Below are 17,058 nucleotides of genomic sequence, written 5' to 3'. Positions count from 1 at the left end.
CACGCTTCTAAACCCCTTAGAACTTCATCAGATTGGCGTCGTCGACCGAAGCCGAGCGGCGGGCACGATACACGGCGACGATGATCGCCAGACCCACCACGACCTCTGCGGCGGCCACCACCATCACGAAGAAGGCCGCGATCAGTCCGTCGAGATTGCCGTGATAGTTGGCGAAGGCGACGAAGGCGAGGTTGGTGGCGTTGAGCGTCAGTTCGATGCTCATGAAGGCGATGATCGCGTTGCGGCGCAGCAGGAAGCCCGCGACTCCGATCGCGAACAGGATCGCCGAGAGAACCAGATAGCCCTCGGGGTTCATTCGTCGTCTCCTTCGATCTCGTCGGTCTTCCCGGCGATGGCGGCGTACGCCGCGGTGGTGGGAGCGCGCAGTTCGTTGACGTCCACGATCACCCCACGCATGGCGAGCGTCTTGGACACCGACTTCTCCGCGACCGAGCCGTCGGGTAGCAGCGCCGGGGTGGAGATGGCGTTGTGCCGGGCGAACACGCCCGAGCTGGGCAGCGGACCTGGGTGCACGCCGTCTTCGGCGTAGGCGCGGACGCGCTCCTGCAGTGACTCGGTCTGGGAGGCCTTCTTCGAGAGCTGCTCGCCGTGCGCCAGGATCATGGCGCCGACCGCGGCCGTGATGAGCAGCGCGGCGGTTGCTTCGAAGATGAACACGTACCTGGTGAACAGCAGGGCGGCCAACGAGGGGATGTTGCCGCCGTACTCCGCGTTGGCCTCCGTCAGGCCGGCGGGTGCGCCGTTGACAGCGAACTGTCCCACCCCCATCACCAGCAGGGCGCCGAGGCCGAGGGCCACCAGCACGGAGGAGACGCGGTGCCCCTTGATGGTCTCCACCACCGAGTCGGTGGAGTCCACGCCGACGAGCATCACCACGAAGAGGAACAGCATGAGGATGGCGCCGGTGTAGACGATGATCTGGATCACGAAGAGGAAGGGGGCGTCGTTGGCGGCGTAGAGCACAGCCAGGCTGACCATGACCCCGGCCATGAAGATGGCCGAGTGGACCGGCTTGCGGGCGAGCAGGAGACCGAGCGCACACACGACCGCGATGGGGGCGCACACCCAGAAGGCCACCTCGCTGGCGGTCACCAGCGGGATGAGGGGGATCATCGGGCCGCTCCTGTGGTTGTGGCGGTGCGCGTGTCCGGCTTGCCGGTCTCCGGCAGGCCGAGGAAGTAGGACTGCTCGTCGTCCCCGAGCCTGCGGGGGTGCGGGGGCTGCTCCATGCCGCTGAGCAGAGGAGCCAACAGGTCATCCTTCTCGTAGATCAGCTTGGTGCGCGAATCGTCGGAGAGCTTGAAGTCGTTGGTCATCGTCAACGCCCGCGTGGGGCAGGCCTCGATGCACAGGCCGCAGAAGATGCAGCGCAGGTAGTTGATCTGGTAGACGCGGCCGTAGCGCTCTCCGGGAGAGTAGCGGTCGTCGTCGGTGTTGTCGCCGCCCTCGACGTAGATCGCGTCCGCGGGGCAGGCCCACGCGCACAGCTCGCAGCCGACGCACTTCTCCAGGCCGTCGGGCCAGCGGTTGAGCTGGTGGCGGCCGTGGAACCGCGGCATGGTGACCTTCTCCGCGCCCTTCTTGTGCGGATAGGACTGCGTGAAGGTCTTGCGGAACATCGTGTTGAATGTGACGCCGAAACCGGCCCACGGGTCAAGTAGTCCCATCAGGATTCCTTCCCTTCGGAGGCGGCCGGCTCGGCCGGCTCTGACGTGTCATCCCCGCGGCCGGAGACGACTCCCGCGAACTCGGGAAGCAGCTGGCCGGGACGCGGCGGGGTGGGGTAACCGCCGGCGAACGCGTCGAAGATCTCGCCGTCGGGAGCCACGAACGGCTCCGGCTCGTCGGAGACGCGGTTCTTGTCGCCGAAGATGAGGTACACCGCCACGACGAGCGCGAGGCCCAGCCCGATGGTGTAACCGGGGGCGATGGCGATCATCAGGATCCACACCAGAGAGATCGGGATGAGTCCCTTCCATCCCAGGTTCATGAACTGGTCGTACCGGAAGCGCGGGAGCGTGCCGCGGAGCCAGACGAAGACCGAGATGAGCAACTGCACCTTGATCATGAAGAAGATCGGGCCCAGCCATGGATTGTTCAGGAAGGGGATGAGGTTGAGGGGCCACGGGGGCAGGTAACCGCCGAGGAACAGCGTGGTGCACACCGCCGAGACGGTGGCCATGTTGATGTACTCGGCGAGGAAGAACAGGGCGTAGCGGAAGCCGGAGTATTCGGTGAGGTAGCCCGAGACCAGCTCCGACTCGCACTCCGGCAGGTCGAACGGCGCGCGGTTGGTTTCGCCCACCATGGAGATGCCGTAGATCACGAAGGAGGGGAACAGCAGGATGGCGTACCAGCCGGTGATGCCCGGGTCGAAGGTCATGTCGGTGAGCGGGACGCGGAACAGGATGGTCGCCCGCTGCGCCTCGACGATCTGCGACGTCGACATCGAGCCCGCCTGCAGGAACACGGCCACCATGGACAACCCCATCGCGATCTCGTAGGAGATCATCTGGGCGGTGGAGCGGATCGAGCCGAGGAAGGAGTAGGTGGAGTTGCCCGCCCACCCCGCCAGCACGATGCCGTAGATCCCGATGGAGGCGATGGCGAGGATGAACAGAGCGGACACCGGCAGGTCGGTCACCTGGAGGCGCGTGGTGACGCCGAACATCTCCACCTCCCCGCCGAAGGGGATCACGGTCCAGATGGTGAAGGCCGCCACGGCCGTGAGGATGGGGGCGAGGTTGAACACCACCTTGTCCGCGTTCTTGGGGCGGAAGTCCTCCTTGACCAGGAGCTTCGCGCCGTCTGCCAAGGCCTGGCCCAGGCCGAACGGGCCGTTCATGATGGGTCCGAGGCGGTGCTGCATCTTGCCGACGAGGCGGCGCTCGTACCAGACGTTGAAGATCGTCCAGACCAGGAGGATGACGAAGACCGCCACCACCTTGATCAGGATCAGCCACCAGGGGTCCTGGAAGAAGATGTTCATGGCTCAGACTCCTTCATCCACTGAGACGGCCGTCACACGGACGGGCGCGCCGGGCGTCACGGGGAGGCGTTCGGCGCTGTTGGGGTTCAGGGGCACCCACACCACGCCGTCGGCCATGTCCGGGGTGATCTCCACCGGAAGGACCACGGACACTCCCCCGGCCTCGACGGTGGCCACCTCGCCGACGCCGAGACGTTCGGCGGTGGCGGCGGACACACGAGCGACCGCGGGCCTGGCGGTGGCGCGGAGCGCCAGCTCGAAGTCGTTGCCCTGCGAGGCGTCCAGCAACTCGCGCCAACCGGCCAGAAGGAGGCCGGGCGCTGAGGGGGCGGCAGCCCGGGTGGTGGGTGCCATGGCGCGCTCCCCCTCCCAGGTGCCCAACTCGAGCATGTCCGCGTACGCCTGCTTGGAGGCCCGGAAGCCGAGGGTGGACCCGAGCGCGTCCGCGAGGGCGGCGAGGATCCGCAGGTCCGTCATCGGGGAGGTGAGGTTCTTGTTGACCACCTTCACGCGGCCGTGGCGGTGCTCCCAGTTGAGGAAGTGGCCGGACTGCTCCTCCAGCAGGGCGGCGGGGAACACCACGTCCGCCCGCTCGGTGACCAGCGACATGCGCTGCTCGATGCTCACCACGAAGCCGGCCTTCTCCAGGCCGTTGAGGGCGGCGGCGGGATCGGCGAGGTCTGACGGGTCCACACCGGCCACGACCAGGGCCTTGAGGGTCCCGTCCGCGGCGGCGGCGAACTGCTCGTCGGCCGACAGGCCACTCTCCGAGGGCAGCGACGGCAGCCCCCAGTGGGACGCGACGTCCACCCGCGCGGCGGCGTCGCTCACCGGGCGCCCACCGGGCAGCAGCCCGGGGAGGCAGCCGGCCTCGATGGCGCCGACGTCGCCGGCCCGGCGTGGGATCCACGCGAGGCGGGCGCCCGTGGCGTCGGCCTTGGCCGCGACAGCGCTGAGCAGGCCCGGGACCGTTCCGGCCCGCTCTCCCACCAGGATCACCGTGCCTGCGTCGAGGTCCGTGAGCCCGTCAAGGGCCGCGACCTCGCCGCCCGGGGCGACGGGGACGACGGTGGCGGTGAGCTTCTCGGAGCCCCGCGACGCGAACGGCGCCAGCGTGGTGACGGTGAGCCGGTTCTTCCGGACCGCCTTGCGGAGGCGGAGGAACACGATGGGCGACTCGTCCTCGGGCTCGAAGCTGACGAGCACCACGTGGGAGGCGCTCTCCAGATCGGAGTAGGTGACCGACTGCGTGAGGTGCTGCCCGGCCACGCGGGCGGCGAGGAACTCGGCCTCCTCAGCGGACGCGGGGCGCGAGCGGAAGTCAACGCTGTTGGTGCCCAGGACGGCGCGCGCGAACTTGGCGTACCCGTAGGCGTTCTCGACGGTGAGCCGGCCACCGGTCTGGACGCCGACGGACGCGCCCGCGGCCTTCAGTCCGTCCACGGCGGCGTCGATGGCCTCCGGCCACGAGGCCGGCCGCAGCACGCCGTCGCGGCGCACGAGGGGGTGCGTGATCCGATCATCGCCGCGGCTGTACATGAAGCCGAAGCGACCCTTGTCGCAGCTCCACTCCTCGTTGACCTCCGGATTCTCCGAGGCGAGGCGACGCTTGACCTGGTGGTGGCGCTGATCCGCGCGCAGCTCGCAGCCGGAGGCGCAGTGCTCGCAGGTCACCGTCGTCGACACCAGGTCGAAGGGGCGGGCCTGGAAGCGGTACGCGGCGGAGGTGAGGGCCCCGACGGGGCAGATCTGCACCACGTTGCCCGAGAAGTAGGAGTCGTAGGGATCCTGCTCGTAGGTGCCGATCTGCTGGAGCGCGCCGCGCTCCACCAGGGCGATGAACGGATCGCCGGAGATCTGCTCGGAGAAGCGGGTGCAGCGCGCGCACAGCACGCAGCGCTCGCGGTCCAGCAGGATCTGGGCGGAGATGCTCACCGGCTTGGGGAAGGTGCGCTTCAGCTCACGGAAGCGGCTCTCCCCCGGGCCGTGCGAGAGCGCCTGGTTCTGGAGGGGGCACTCGCCGCCCTTGTCGCAGATGGGGCAGTCAAGCGGGTGGTTGATGAGCAGGAGCTCGAGCATGCCCACCTGCGCCTTCTTGGCGACGGCGGAGCTGACCTGCGTGTTGACCTTCATGCCCTCGGCCACCGGCATGGTGCAGGAGGCCTGCGGCTTGGGGAATCCGCGACCGTTGCCGGCGTCGGGGATGTCCACCATGCACTGGCGGCAGGCGCCCACCGGGTCCAACAGCGGGTGGTCGCAGAACCTGGGGATGGCGGTGCCGATCATCTCGGCGGCCCGGATGATGAGGGTGCCCTTGGGGACGCTCACCTGCGTGCCGTCGATGGTCAGCGTGACCTGCTCCGGCTTCGGCGCGAGCTCCTCGCCGGTCGTCGTCTTCGTGTCGACGCTCATCAGAGGTCTCCTTCCACGGCGAACAGCGCGCTCTTCTCGTAGGGGAACAGCTCCCGGGCCGGGGTGTGATAGCCCAGCTCGAACTCGGGCCTGAAGTGCTTGACGGCGCTGGTGACGCACGCGACGGCGCCGTCGGCGAGGGCGCAGAACGAGCGACCGCCGATGTTGTCGCAGATGTCGAGGAGCTTGTCCACGTCGCCCTCCTGGGCGGTGCCGGCCTCGAACTTCATCAGCAGCTGCACCAACCACCAGGAACCCTCGCGGCAGGGGGTGCACTTGCCGCAGGACTCGTGCTTGTAGAACTCCACGAAACGCAGCGTGGTGCGCACGATGGAGGTGGTGTCGTCGAAGACCTGCAGGGCCTTGGTGCCCAGCATCGTGCCCGCCCCGGCCATGCCCTCGTAGTCCAGGGGGACGTCCAGGTGCTCGGCGGTCAGGATCGGCGTAGACGAACCGCCCGGGGTGAAGAACTTCAGCTCGTGTCCGGCGCGGATGCCTCCCGACAACTCCAGGAGCTGGCGCATCGTGATCCCCATCGGGGCCTCGAACTGGCCGGGACGGGCCACGTGGCCGGACAGCGAGTAGAGGGTGAAGCCGCTGGACTTCTCCGACCCCATGGCCTTGAACCAGTCCGCGCCGTTGGCGAGGATGGAGGGCACCGAGGCGATGGACTCCACGTTGTTGATCACCGTCGGCGAGGCGTAGAGGCCGGCGACGGCGGGGAACGGGGGGCGCAGCCGGGGCTGGCCGCGGCGTCCCTCGAGGGAGTCCAGCAGCGCTGTCTCCTCGCCGCAGATGTAGGCGCCGGCGCCGGCGTGGACGATGATGTCCAGGTCGTATCCGGTGCCCAGGATGTTCTTGCCCAGGTAGCCGGCCGTGTAGGCCTCCCGGACCGCCTGCTGGAGCCGCCGGATCACGTGCAGCACCTCACCGCGACAGTAGATGAACGCGGTGTGCCCGTTGATGGCGTAGGAGGAGATGATCACGCCCTCGACGAGGGTGTGGGGGGTGGCGAGCATGAGCGGCATGTCCTTGCAGGTGCCGGGCTCGGACTCGTCGGCGTTGACCACGAGGTACTTCGGATTGGGGTTGTCCTGCGGCACGAAGGACCACTTCATGCCGGTGGGGAAGCCCGCGCCGCCACGGCCCCGGAGGTTGGACTCCTTGACGAGGCCCACCACGGCGGCGGGTTGCATCGCGAGAGCCTTGCGGAGCGCGCGGTAGCCGCCGGTGGCCTCGTAGCGCGACAGCTTCCAGGAGTTGTCCTCGCCCCAGTGATTGGACAGGACCGGGGTCAGCAGATCGGTCACTTGGCAGCCTCCGGCTTCTGAGCGGCCGGCCGGGTGGGGGCCGACGGCGCGGTCCAGTTGTTCTCGCGGGCGATGTCGCGGCCCAGCAGCGAGGCGGGGCCCGCGGAGGGCCCCTCGTCGGCGCGGCCGTCGGGGAAGCCGGCCAGAACGCGCTCGGCCTCACGCCACGAGGTGAGCGTGGCGCCGCGCGGCGAGACGACCTCCTCGCCGGCCATGAGGGCGTCGAGCAGCTCGTCGAGCTTCGCGGGGTCCATGTTGTCGAAGAACTCCCAGTTGACCATCGCCACCGGCGCGAAGTCGCAGGCCGCGTTGCACTCGAGCCGCTCGAGCGAGACCTGACCGTCCGGGGTGGTCTGGTTCTCGTCGATGCCGAGGCGCTTCTTGGCGCGGTCGAGCAGGGCGTCGCCCCCCATGACGGCGCACAGCGCGGTGGTGCAGACCCCCACGTGGTGCCTGCCGGCGGGGCGCCGCTTGTACATGGTGTAGAAAGTGGCCACGCCGGAGACCTGGGCGGTGGTGATCCCCAGGACGTCTGCGCAGACCTCGATGCCGCGGGGGCTGACCCGGCCGTCGACCGACTGGACCAGGTGCAGCATCGGCAGCAGGGCCGAGCGCGGCTGCGGGTAGCGGGCGGCCAGCTCGCGGAGCTCGTCGATCGTGGTGTCGTCGATGTTGGTCGACTGATCCGAGTAGTCCACCGAGCCGGACTCGGGGAAGCTGCTGGCAAAGTGGCCGCTCATCGGTCCACACCTCCAAGGACGGGGTCGAGGCTGGCGATCGCGACGACGACATCGGACATCATGCCGCCCTCACACATGGCGGGAATGGACTGCAGGTGGTTGAAGCCGGGGTCCCGGAAGTGAACCCGGTACGGGCGGGTGCCGCCGTCGGAGACGACGTGGCAGGCGAGCTCGCCCTTCGGGGACTCGATGGCCTCGTACACCTGGCCGACCGGCACTCTGAAACCCTCGGTGACGATCTTGAAGTGGTGGATCAGCGCCTCCATGGACTCGCCCATGATGTGCTTGATGTGCTCGTTGGAGTTGCCCTGGCCGTCGGCGCCCACCGAGAGCTGCGCCGGCCAGGCGATCTTGGTGTCGGCCACCATCACGGGCTGGCCCTGGGTGCGCTCCAGGCGCTCGAAGCACTGCTCGACGATCTTCAGCGACTCCCAGCACTCCTGCAGGCGGATGCGGAAACGGCCGTAGGCGTCGTTGGAGTCCCACGTGACGGTGTCGAAGTCGTAGGTCTCGTAGCCGCAGTAGGGCTGGGTCTTGCGCAGGTCGAAGTCGTAGCCGGTGGCGCGCAGCGGCGGCCCGGACATCCCCATCATGGTGGCGGCGGTGAGGTCCATCACGCCGACGCCGGAGAGGCGCCCGATGAAGATGGGGTTCTCGTTGCAGAAGATGGCGTACTCGGGCAGGTGCTTCTTCAGCCAGTCGATGACGGTGCGGAGGTGGCTGAGGCCGTCCTCCGGGAGGTCGTTGGCGACGCCGCCGGGGCGGATGTAGGCGTGGTTCATCCGCAGGCCGGAGAGGCCCTCGAGGAAGTCGAGGATCATCTCGCGCTCGCGGAACGCCACCGTCATGACGGTCAGGGCGCCGATCTCCATGCCGCCGGTGCCCATGGCCACCAGGTGCGAGGCGATGCGGTTGAGCTCCATGACCAGGACGCGGATGATGCTGGCGCGCTCGGGCACCTGGTCGGTGATGCCGAGCAGGCGCTCGACGGCCAGGCAGTAGACGGCCTCGTTGAACAGGGGCGCCACGTAGTCCATGCGCGTGACGTAGGTCACGCCCTGGGTCCACGTCTTGTATTCCATGTTCTTCTCGATGCCGGTGTGCAGGAAGCCGATCCCGGGCCGGATGGAGGTGACCGTCTCGCCGTCCATCTCGAGGAGGAGGCGGAGCACCCCGTGCGTCGACGGGTGCTGCGGGCCCATGTTGACGACGATGGTCTCGTCGCCGCGCTCGGCCTGCTCGGAGGCGATGTCCGCCCAGTCGCCGCCCTGCGCCAGGTAGACGCGGTCCGTCTTCTCCTCCGTCGACCCGGCGAAGACGTCTTCGGTGGCTGCGTGCGTGCTCATCAGGAGTACTTCCTCCGGTTGTCTGGCGAGGGAACCTTGGCGCCCTTGTACTCGACGTCCACGCCGCCGAGCGGGTAGTCCTTGCGCTGCGGGTGGCCCTGCCAGTCGTCGGGCATCAGGATGCGGGTCAGCGACGGGTGACCGTCGAAGATGATCCCGAACATGTCCCACGCCTCGCGCTCGTGGTAGTCCGTCATCGGGTAGGTGGCCACCACCGAGGGGATGTGCGGATCCTCCTCCGGGCAGGTCACCTCGAGACGAACGCGGCGGTTGTGGGTGTAGCTCAACAGGTGGTAGACGGCGTGGAGTTCGGCGCCCTTCTCCTGGGGGTAGTGCACGCCGGAGACCGACACGCACACCTCGAAGCGGAGGTGCGCGTCGTCGCGGAACTGGCGCACGACGTCGAGGAGCTGCTCGCGGGGCACGTAGATGGTGAGCTCGCCGCGGTCGAACAGGAACCGGGCGTCCGCCAGCCCGGGCAGCAGCGCGAGGGCGCGGCTGTGGATGGTGTCGAACGGCTCCCCGAAGGGGCCCTCGGAGATCCCGGGCATGACGAGGTCGCGGGACATACCACCGTAGCCGGAGGTGTCCCCGGAACCGCGGGACCACATGCCCTCCTGGCGGGCGAACACGGGCTGGGAGGCGGGCGCCGCGGCCTCGGCGGGCAGTCTCTGCTCAGGCTGGGTCTCGCTCATCGCATGAGTCCCTTCATCTCGACCTTGGCGGGGGCCACCAGGGCCGCCTGCTCCGCCTCTTCGACGGCGGTCACCTCGTTGGGTCCGATGGGCCGGTGCTGGACCTTCTCGCGCAGCTTGAACATGGCCTCGATCAGCATGTCCGGGCGGGGAGGGCAGCCGGGGATGTACATGTCCACGGGGAGGAAGTGGTCGCAGCCCTGGACGACGGCATAGTTGTTGAACATGCCGCCCGAGGAGGCGCAGGCGCCCATCGAGATGACCCACTTGGGGTTGGGCATCTGGTCGTAGACCTGGCGCACCACGGGGGCCATCTTCTGGGACACGCGGCCCGAGACGATCATCAGGTCCGCCTGCCTCGGGGAGGCGCGGAACACCTCTTGGCCCCACCTGCCCGCGTCGTAGCGGGGAGTGCCGTAGGCCATCATCTCGATGGCGCAGCAGGCCAGGCCCATCGTCGCCGGCCAGAAGGAGGCCTTGCGGAGCCAGCCGAACACGCCCTCGACGGTGGTCAGCAGGATGCCGCTGGGGAGCTTATCTTCGATACCCATGGTGAGATTTCCCCTCAGTCCCAGTCAAGGCCGTTGCGGCGCAGGACATAGAAGTACGCGATGAAGACGGTGACGATGAAGACGATCATCTCGACGACGGCGAAGGTCCCCAACTGCCGGTAGGCCACGGCCCACGGGAAGAGGAACACCACCTCGATGTCGAAGATGATGAACAGCATCGCGGTGATGTAGTACTTGACCGGGAATCGGCCGCCGCCCACGGGCTGCGGGGTGGGCTGGATGCCGCACTCGTAGCTGTCGTACTTGGCCCGGTTGTAGCGCCGGGGGCCGACGACGAGGCTGAGCGACATCGAGATCACGACGAAGGCGGTGGCCAGGACCACCATGCCCACGATCGGGATGTAGTAATTCATATCCGTGCTACTTCCTTCCGGTCAGGCCGAGGGCGCGGCCTTGCACAGCCCGTTGATGATGCGGTCCATGGCATCACCGCCATGCGAGTCGGTGAGGTTGGCGAGCAGCTTCATCACGAAGCGCATCAGGGTCTTGCGGGGCAACCCGTACTTGGTGCACAGGTGCATGATCCGCGGGTCACCGATGAGCTTCACGAAGATGGTGCCGAGGCGATAGTAGCCACCCAGGCTCGCCTTCAATTCCGCGGGGTAGGCCTGCATGGCCTTCTCCGCCGACCTTGTGCCGGCCCCGCGCGAAAACGCCTCAGCAAGGGCTGAGGCGGCCATCTCGGCGGACTCCATCGCGTAGGCGATGCCCTCGCCGTTGAAGGGGTTGACCATGCCGCCGGCATCACCGACCAGCACGAGACCCCGGCCGTAGTGGGGCTGGCGGTTGAACGCCATGGGCAGGGCGGCGCCCTGCACCTTCCCCACCATGTTCTGGTCCCTGAATCCCCACTCCTCCGGCGTGTTGTCCAGCCACGTCTTGAGGAGCGCGCGGTAGTCCGTGTGCCCGAAGCTCTTGGACGTGTTGAGCACTCCGAGGCCCACGTTGCACGTCCCGTCGCCCATGCCGAACACCCAGCCGTAACCGGGCATCAGGGTGGAGGCGTGCGGCTTGCCGTCCCACAGCTCCAGCCAGGACTCCAGGTAGTCGTCGTGGGTGCGCGGCGACGTGTAGTAGGTGCGCACGGCCACGCCCATGGGGCGGTCGTCGCGCTTCGTGACGCCCATCGAAACCGCGAGGCGGGAGGAGTTTCCGTCGGCCGCGACCACGTAGGGGGCGCTGAAGGAGCGCCCGTCCTTGGTGGTGACGCCCGTGATGCGGCCGGTGCGGTCGTCGAGCACGGCGCCGTCGACGTTGGCGCCCTCGATGAGGGTGGCCCCCTGCGCGACGGCGTGGCGCGCGAGCATGTCGTCGAAGTCAGAGCGGGGACGGACCAGCCCGTAGGGCGGGAAGTCAGTGAGGTCCGGCCAGGCCAGCTCGAAGGGCTCGGTGCGGCCGCCGTAGACGCGCAGGCCCTTGTTGTGCAGCCAGCCGTTCGCCTCGGAGGTGTCGATCCCGATCCGGGTCAGGGCCCGGGTGGCGCGCGGGGTGAGGCCGTCACCACAGACCTTCTCGCGCGGGAAGTGCGACTTCTCGAGGAGCGTCACGGTCAGTCCGTGCCGTGCCAGGTACGCGGCCGTCGACGATCCTCCCGGCCCGGCGCCAACGACGATGACGTCTGACTCGGTGGGGGTATCGGCGGGCGCCGCGCCATCAGGCTTGGCGAACGACATGCGTGACTCCTGTCATCGGCGGCGGATCTCGTGGTCAGTCTAGGGGGTGCCCCGAGATTTCGGCCAACCGACCGGGAACAGGCCAACCGCGCATGACAAGGCGCTCTGCTTCCATTTACACCACTACTACGTTGCGTAATCCATCGCCCCTAGCCGGGCGTTTATCGGCCGCGCCATCGCGTCGAACCGCGTTGCCGGGTGGCCTCGTGCCCAGTGCGCGGCTATGCTCGCGAAGGTGATTCTGGACTTCGGCAGCGCGAGGATGCGCGCGACAACTGTCGCCATCGCAGACCCTGGCCCGCTCGAGCGGTTCCTGCCGGAGTCGGCGCCTGGCTTCGCCTTCGTGCGCCGCGGCGAAGGGTTCGTCGCCCTCGGCGAGGTGGCCCGCTTCGAGACGGACACGCTCGAGGCCGCCGACGTCTGGTGGGACGAGATCTCCAGCCAGATCGATCACGATTCCGAGATGCCCGGTGAGTTCGGCACGGGTCCCCTGGCGGTGGGCAGCTTCACGTTCGACCCGGACCGGTCCGAGGACCGATCGGCGCTGATCGTGCCCGAGGTGATCGTCGGGCGCCGCGGAGGCACGGCCTGGATGACCCGCCTCGGCGAGTCTCACCGGACCACCTCTCTCCCCCCCGTCGGAGAACCCACCTCGCGTCCCACGGGCGTCGACCTGGTGGGCGGGTCGATGAGCGAGCGCGTCTGGACCGACATCGTCGGCGAGGTGGTGGAACTGATCCGCCGCAACGAGGTGCACAAGGTGGTGCTGGCCCGGGACCTGCGTGTCCGGGCGGATGCGCCGCTGGATCTCCGCCACATCCTCGGCGAGTTGATGGCCCGGTACCCGATGACCTGGGCGTACCTCGTCGACGGCATGGTCGGGGCCACCCCTGAGCTGCTGCTCCGCCGCCATGGCGGGCTGGTCACCTCGCGGGTCCTGGCCGGAACCGTCTGGCGGGACGCCGAGGGCACCGATCCCCTGGCGAAGGCGGCCGAGCTGGCCCGTTCACAGAAGGACATCTCGGAGCACGAGTTCGCCGTCGAGTCCGTGGCCTCGGCTCTGGCGCCCTACTGCCAGGCGATGAACGTGCCCGAGTCGCCGTCGGTCCTCAAGCTGCCCAACGTGCTCCACCTCTCCACCGACATCACCGGCGTGGTGAGCATGCCGGCCAGCGCGCTGACGCTGGCGGCCGCGCTGCACCCCAGCGCGGCCGTCTGCGGCACGCCCACGCACCTGGCCCTGGACATCATCAGCGAGCTCGAGTCGTTGGACCGCGGCCGCTACGCCGGGCCGGTGGGCTGGGTGGACACCCAAGGCGACGGTGAGTGGGCCATCGCGCTTCGCGGCGGTCAGGTCCGGGCCGAGAGCCCGGAGGAGATCCAGCTGTTCGCCGGCGCCGGGATTGTCGCGGACTCCTCGCCGGAGGCCGAGCTGGAGGAGACCGGGGCGAAGTTCATCCCGATGCTGCAGGCCCTCGGCCTCGCCTGAGGCCGCCCCATCAGCGCTTCCGCTGGACCTGGATCTTCTGCTTTCCGGGTGCCGTGCCACCGCTGCGTCGGGCCTTCTCCTCGTCGAGGAGCCTCTTCTGCTCGGCCTGCTGCTCCATCATCGCGTCCCGGTCGAGGCCGGAACGGAGCAGGAAGAAGGCGATCAGGGCGATGATCAGCGAGATCCACACGGGCCAGTTGAAGACGATGGGCAGCGTCACCAGAACGACGATGTCCACCCCCCGGACCAATGAGAACAGCAGCCCCGGGGGCATCGCCCCGATGCCGGTGGCCACGATGGGGCCCGAGTAGTCGGCCGGCTTGGCCGAGACCCACCGCACCGCGGCCAGCAGTCCGGCGATGCCGGTGACCAGGGCCGACGACGCGGCCGTCACCGGGTCCGACTCCACTCCCCCGGCCACCCCGAGGAACGCCGGGAAGACGCCGATGGTCCACAGCAGCGCCAGCACCGCCGGGACGATCATGGAGGCCTGCTTGATCTGGCCGGGATCGAACGGGAAGCAGCGCTGCAGGCCCTTGGTGCGGGTGAGCACCCGCAGCCCGTTCATGAACGGCACGAGCGCGGCCAGCAGCACCAGCGCCGAGACCGGCGGGTTGAGCATCGCAAGGCCGAGCGCCTGGACCGCGTAGGGGATCACCATGGTTGCGATCAGCGTGATCAGCGGCATCGGTTGCCGCCACAGCCGCTGGACGTCGCGCATCACCAACGCGGTGAGGCCGGAGCCGACTCCGCGGGTGGGGCGCACGTGGCCCCGCTTCTTGGACTTCGCCTCGACGAGGATGTCGCGGATGAGCGCGAACTCCAGCGCGAACGCCGCGCCCTGGAGGCCGCTGAGCAGCGACCCGCCTGAGGTGAGGCGCTGCCGCCGGATGTTGCGCAGCCGCTTGGCGGCGAGCGCCCCCGCCACCACGATGAGGAGCAGACCGACGCCCGCGATGATGTAGGCCAGCTCGACTGCCAGCTCGGTGAGGCCGCCGAGGCTGACCCAGCCCGCCGCGCCGCTGACGAGCAGCACCATGGTGCCGATGGCCGCGGCGCCGATGATCCACTGCACACCGGTGACGATCCAATGCCTGTCCAGCCCCTGCTCGGCGGCGGCGAACGCGATCAGCCCGGCCGCGCCGAGCCCACCGGCCAGCGCCCAGATCCCGATCTCGGCGATGCCCGATCCGGTCAGGGACGCGATGAGCGCGCCCGCGACAGCACCCGCGACAGCCGCGGCGGCGATGGCCCCGACCAGGCGACCCAGCAGGAGCCGGCGGCGGTCCGTGGGTCCGTCCATCAGCCAGAATCCCTCGGCCGCCGAGGCCACCACGGGCCCGAACAGCCTGGCCACCACCAGCGTGAACGCCAGCACCCCCGCCACCGAGGCCCACGGGAGCAGGCCGCGCGCGGCGAGGCACCCGTCGGTCACACACACCGAGGCGGTCTGCTGGGCCTGAAGGATGGAGGAGACGAGCATGGCGCCGATCAGCACGATCGAGAACACCGTGACGTAGCCGTCGGAGAGCGCCTGCCACAGATTGCGGTCCGCGCGTCCCCTGCGCCAGTCCCGCATCAGCAGCTTGAGCTGCTTTTCGTCGACGACGCCGACCTCCGTCAGCCTCTGGTCCATCATCGGGCGCCCTCCAGGCGGAGTTCGCGCGCCCCGATGGCCTCAAGCAGAGACGGCTCGTGGCTGGCCAGCACGATCGCCAGGCCGCCGGCCAGCTCGGCCTTCAGGCGCTCGCCGAGCCACTTCACACCCTCGACGTCGAGGCGCTGCTCCGGCTCGTCGAGCACGAGCAGCTGGCGCGGCCTCACGAACGCGGTGGCCAAGGCGAGGCGGCGGCGCTGACCAGACGACAGCGTGCTGGGCAGCTGCCCGGCCTGCGGCACCAGCTGCACCTCTTCGAGCACCTCGTCGACGAGGGCGTCAGGGTCGTGCAGCCCGTGCGCGCGGGCGAGCAGGTCCAGGTGCTCGACAACGCTGAGGTCCGGGAAGAAGTCCAGGTCGTCGATGACGGTGGCGAGGGCGCGCCGGATCACCGGGTTGGTCTCGGTCACCTTCGTGCCGTTGACGGTGACGGTGCCCTCGTCCGGCCTGTCCGCGCCGACGAGGCAGCGCAGCACGGTCGACTTGCCCGCGCCGTTGCGGCCGGTCAGCGCGACCGCCTCGCCCGCGTGCACCTTCATGCTGAAGTGCTCGATGATGGTCACGGGCCCATAGGCCTTCTTGAGGTTGTCTACCTGGAGTACGACGTCTTTCTTAGCCACGCTGGCCATTGTGACCCATCAACGAAGGAGGGGGCACATCGGCACCCCCCGCTCGCTGGGGCGGGTGTCACAGACGGGCGACGAAAGACCTGATCAGGTCCGCGACCACCGGGGCGTGGGTGAGCGGCGAAAAGTGCGTGGCGCCCGGAACGATCGCCAGCTCGCCCCGATGCACGACGCTCAGGTAGCGCCGCTCGTCGATGCGCATCTGGTCGTAGCGCCCGTTGATGAACAGGACCGGGCAGGAGAGCCCCCGCAGGATCCGAGGGGGACAGTCGTCGGCCACGGCCCGCCAGATCGCGGGCAGGTCCGCGTACGACGCGTCACCAGGGAGCAGACCCTCCCGCACCCCGAGGCGGCGCGCCACGGCCACGCGCATCCGGCCGAGGCGGCGGTGGCTCACCCGCCGGGTCAGCCAGGCGAAGCCCCGGTACGGCCCGGCCACTCTCCCCCTCGGGTTGCCGGTGGCCCCGATGAGGACCAGGCCGACGACGCGTTCCCCCATCCCGGCGGCGGCCAGGCCGGCGAGGTAGCCGCCGAGGCTGTGGCCCACCAGCACCACCGGCCGATCCCCCGCCGCGAGCGAGATGGCGGCCAGCGCGGCGGGCGTCGAGAAGGGTTCGGCCCTCCGCGACCCGTGGCCCGGCAGGTCCACCGCCACCACGTCGAACTCGGGCAGCAGCGCCGGATAGTCGGCCCACTGCGCCGAGGAGGACATCGACCCGTGGACCAGGACGAGGCGGGTCCCCCGCGGGCTCGGGTCGGTCACAGCTCAAGCATGCCGTGGGACCGGGCGGGCTGTCGGGGATGAGCACGAGGGAGCACTAGGCTGCAGCAATGCAGAATCAGCGGGCGACGATGGAGAAGCGGCGCGGCGAGGTGGCCGCCATGTTCGACGGCGTGGCCAAGCGCTACGACCTGTTCAACTCCGTCCTGAGCCTCGGCCAGGTGCACGCCTGGCGCCGCGCGACGGTCGCGGCCATCGCCCCCCGGCCCGGGCAGCAGATCCTGGACCTGGCCGCCGGCACCGGCACGTCGTCGGCCGTGCTGGCAGAGACCGGGGCCTATGTGGTGGCCTCGGACATCTCGCTGGGGATGCTCACCCAGGGCCGTCTCCAGCAGCCGCACCTGGATTTCGTGGCGGGAGACGCGTTGGCGCTGCCCTTCGCGGACCACACGTTCGACGCCGTGACCATCTCCTACGGACTGCGCAACGTGGAGCGCACGCTCGATGCCCTCGTCGAGATGCGACGGGTGACCAGGCCGGGCGGCCGGGTGGTGATCGCGGAGTTCTCCACGCCCAGGAACCCGGCCTTCCGACACGTCTACACCAACTACCTGGTGGCGGCGCTGCCCACCATCGCCAAGCTGTCGAGCAACCCCGTGGCCTACGGCTACCTGGCCGAATCCATCCTCGCCTGGCCGGACCAGCCGGGGCTCGCCGCCCTGATGTCCGAGGCCGGATGGCAGGACGTCGAGTGGCAGGACCACGCGGGGGGAATCGTCGCGCTGCATCGCGGCTGGAACTCCTGAC

Annotated in this window: 17 protein-coding genes; 2 read left to right on the top strand and 15 right to left on the bottom strand. The window is 69.2% G+C overall.

Annotated elements, in window-relative coordinates:
- Nucleotides 1-16: 16 nt before the first annotated feature.
- From nuoK to ACZK39_RS13105, 12 genes are read right to left on the bottom strand one after another with little or no spacing between them, the layout of a single operon-like run.
- Nucleotides 17-316, bottom strand: a complete 300-nt coding sequence (nuoK, locus tag ACZK39_RS13160) for an NADH-quinone oxidoreductase subunit NuoK (RefSeq protein WP_459056346.1) — start codon at nucleotides 314-316, stop codon at nucleotides 17-19.
- Complete coding sequence (locus ACZK39_RS13155) at nucleotides 313-1,134, bottom strand: NADH-quinone oxidoreductase subunit J (RefSeq protein ID WP_459056345.1); 822 nt, start codon at nucleotides 1,132-1,134, stop codon at nucleotides 313-315. Before ACZK39_RS13155 ends, nuoK begins: the two co-directional genes overlap by 4 nt.
- Nucleotides 1,131-1,688 (bottom strand): NADH-quinone oxidoreductase subunit NuoI, encoded by a 558-nt coding sequence (gene nuoI, locus ACZK39_RS13150; RefSeq protein ID WP_459056344.1) that lies wholly within the window; start codon nucleotides 1,686-1,688, stop codon nucleotides 1,131-1,133. The genes ACZK39_RS13155 and nuoI overlap by 4 nt, the downstream gene beginning before the upstream one ends.
- A complete protein-coding gene (gene nuoH / locus ACZK39_RS13145; protein ID WP_459056343.1) occupies nucleotides 1,688-3,010 on the bottom strand; it encodes an NADH-quinone oxidoreductase subunit NuoH in 1,323 nt (440 codons plus the stop codon). Before nuoH ends, nuoI begins: the two co-directional genes overlap by 1 nt.
- A 3-nt stretch (nucleotides 3,011-3,013) precedes the next feature.
- Nucleotides 3,014-5,422 (bottom strand): NADH-quinone oxidoreductase subunit G, encoded by a 2,409-nt coding sequence (locus ACZK39_RS13140; protein ID WP_459056341.1) that lies wholly within the window; start codon nucleotides 5,420-5,422, stop codon nucleotides 3,014-3,016.
- Nucleotides 5,422-6,732: an NADH-quinone oxidoreductase subunit NuoF gene (nuoF, locus tag ACZK39_RS13135; RefSeq protein WP_459056340.1), complete on the bottom strand. Its 1,311-nt coding sequence runs from the start codon at nucleotides 6,730-6,732 to the stop codon at nucleotides 5,422-5,424. The genes ACZK39_RS13140 and nuoF overlap by 1 nt, the downstream gene beginning before the upstream one ends.
- Nucleotides 6,729-7,472, bottom strand: a complete 744-nt coding sequence (gene nuoE, locus ACZK39_RS13130) for an NADH-quinone oxidoreductase subunit NuoE (protein WP_459056339.1) — start codon at nucleotides 7,470-7,472, stop codon at nucleotides 6,729-6,731. The genes nuoF and nuoE overlap by 4 nt, the downstream gene beginning before the upstream one ends.
- Nucleotides 7,469-8,818: an NADH-quinone oxidoreductase subunit D gene (locus tag ACZK39_RS13125; protein WP_459056338.1), complete on the bottom strand. Its 1,350-nt coding sequence runs from the start codon at nucleotides 8,816-8,818 to the stop codon at nucleotides 7,469-7,471. The genes nuoE and ACZK39_RS13125 overlap by 4 nt, the downstream gene beginning before the upstream one ends.
- Nucleotides 8,818-9,513: an NADH-quinone oxidoreductase subunit C gene (locus ACZK39_RS13120; RefSeq protein ID WP_459056337.1), complete on the bottom strand. Its 696-nt coding sequence runs from the start codon at nucleotides 9,511-9,513 to the stop codon at nucleotides 8,818-8,820. Before ACZK39_RS13120 ends, ACZK39_RS13125 begins: the two co-directional genes overlap by 1 nt.
- The gene (locus ACZK39_RS13115; protein ID WP_459056336.1) at nucleotides 9,510-10,064 is read right to left on the bottom strand and encodes a NuoB/complex I 20 kDa subunit family protein; all 555 of its coding nucleotides are present in this window, start codon (nucleotides 10,062-10,064) and stop codon (nucleotides 9,510-9,512) included. The genes ACZK39_RS13120 and ACZK39_RS13115 overlap by 4 nt, the downstream gene beginning before the upstream one ends.
- A 14-nt stretch (nucleotides 10,065-10,078) precedes the next feature.
- The gene (locus tag ACZK39_RS13110; RefSeq protein ID WP_182782318.1) at nucleotides 10,079-10,438 is read right to left on the bottom strand and encodes an NADH-quinone oxidoreductase subunit A; all 360 of its coding nucleotides are present in this window, start codon (nucleotides 10,436-10,438) and stop codon (nucleotides 10,079-10,081) included.
- 21 nt (nucleotides 10,439-10,459) lie between these two features.
- Nucleotides 10,460-11,758: a geranylgeranyl reductase family protein gene (locus ACZK39_RS13105; RefSeq protein ID WP_182782317.1), complete on the bottom strand. Its 1,299-nt coding sequence runs from the start codon at nucleotides 11,756-11,758 to the stop codon at nucleotides 10,460-10,462.
- 235 nt (nucleotides 11,759-11,993) lie between these two features.
- Here ACZK39_RS13105 and ACZK39_RS13100 point away from each other — a divergent pair, with 235 nt between their 5' ends.
- Nucleotides 11,994-13,247, top strand: a complete 1,254-nt coding sequence (locus tag ACZK39_RS13100; RefSeq protein WP_182782316.1) for an isochorismate synthase — start codon at nucleotides 11,994-11,996, stop codon at nucleotides 13,245-13,247.
- 10 nt (nucleotides 13,248-13,257) lie between these two features.
- Here ACZK39_RS13100 and ACZK39_RS13095 read toward each other — a convergent pair whose 3' ends face one another.
- The 3 genes from ACZK39_RS13095 to ACZK39_RS13085 are packed head-to-tail and all read right to left on the bottom strand — an operon-like array spanning nucleotide 13,258 to nucleotide 16,293.
- Nucleotides 13,258-14,886: a DUF6297 family protein gene (locus tag ACZK39_RS13095; protein ID WP_182782315.1), complete on the bottom strand. Its 1,629-nt coding sequence runs from the start codon at nucleotides 14,884-14,886 to the stop codon at nucleotides 13,258-13,260.
- Nucleotides 14,883-15,533 (bottom strand): ABC transporter ATP-binding protein, encoded by a 651-nt coding sequence (locus tag ACZK39_RS13090; RefSeq protein ID WP_182782314.1) that lies wholly within the window; start codon nucleotides 15,531-15,533, stop codon nucleotides 14,883-14,885. Before ACZK39_RS13090 ends, ACZK39_RS13095 begins: the two co-directional genes overlap by 4 nt.
- Nucleotides 15,534-15,591: 58 nt before the next feature.
- Nucleotides 15,592-16,293 (bottom strand): alpha/beta fold hydrolase, encoded by a 702-nt coding sequence (locus ACZK39_RS13085; RefSeq protein ID WP_459056335.1) that lies wholly within the window; start codon nucleotides 16,291-16,293, stop codon nucleotides 15,592-15,594.
- A 68-nt stretch (nucleotides 16,294-16,361) separates the two neighbouring features.
- Between ACZK39_RS13085 and ACZK39_RS13080 the strand changes: the two genes are divergently transcribed.
- A complete protein-coding gene (locus ACZK39_RS13080) occupies nucleotides 16,362-17,057 on the top strand; it encodes a demethylmenaquinone methyltransferase (RefSeq protein WP_459056334.1) in 696 nt (231 codons plus the stop codon).
- Nucleotide 17,058: the final 1 nt, after the last annotated feature.

The organism is Tessaracoccus luoxuelianae, from assembly GCF_055326245.1.
The sequence above is the reverse complement of the archived record's forward strand: the minus strand, read 5'-3'. Positions and strand labels throughout refer to the sequence as shown.

Coding starts and splice junctions, on each gene's coding strand:
- nuoE (WP_459056339.1), bottom strand. CDS start 7,472: ATGAGCGGCCACTTTGCCAGCAGCTTCCCCGAGTCCGGCTCGGTGGAC.
- ACZK39_RS13080 (WP_459056334.1), top strand. CDS start 16,362: ATGCAGAATCAGCGGGCGACGATGGAGAAGCGGCGCGGCGAGGTGGCC.
- ACZK39_RS13115 (WP_459056336.1), bottom strand. CDS start 10,064: ATGGGTATCGAAGATAAGCTCCCCAGCGGCATCCTGCTGACCACCGTC.
- ACZK39_RS13105 (WP_182782317.1), bottom strand. CDS start 11,758: ATGTCGTTCGCCAAGCCTGATGGCGCGGCGCCCGCCGATACCCCCACC.
- ACZK39_RS13155 (WP_459056345.1), bottom strand. CDS start 1,134: ATGATCCCCCTCATCCCGCTGGTGACCGCCAGCGAGGTGGCCTTCTGG.
- ACZK39_RS13090 (WP_182782314.1), bottom strand. CDS start 15,533: ATGGCCAGCGTGGCTAAGAAAGACGTCGTACTCCAGGTAGACAACCTC.
- ACZK39_RS13140 (WP_459056341.1), bottom strand. CDS start 5,422: ATGAGCGTCGACACGAAGACGACGACCGGCGAGGAGCTCGCGCCGAAG.
- ACZK39_RS13110 (WP_182782318.1), bottom strand. CDS start 10,438: ATGAATTACTACATCCCGATCGTGGGCATGGTGGTCCTGGCCACCGCC.
- nuoK (WP_459056346.1), bottom strand. CDS start 316: ATGAACCCCGAGGGCTATCTGGTTCTCTCGGCGATCCTGTTCGCGATC.
- ACZK39_RS13120 (WP_459056337.1), bottom strand. CDS start 9,513: ATGAGCGAGACCCAGCCTGAGCAGAGACTGCCCGCCGAGGCCGCGGCG.
- ACZK39_RS13095 (WP_182782315.1), bottom strand. CDS start 14,886: ATGATGGACCAGAGGCTGACGGAGGTCGGCGTCGTCGACGAAAAGCAG.
- nuoH (WP_459056343.1), bottom strand. CDS start 3,010: ATGAACATCTTCTTCCAGGACCCCTGGTGGCTGATCCTGATCAAGGTG.
- nuoI (WP_459056344.1), bottom strand. CDS start 1,688: ATGGGACTACTTGACCCGTGGGCCGGTTTCGGCGTCACATTCAACACG.
- ACZK39_RS13125 (WP_459056338.1), bottom strand. CDS start 8,818: ATGAGCACGCACGCAGCCACCGAAGACGTCTTCGCCGGGTCGACGGAG.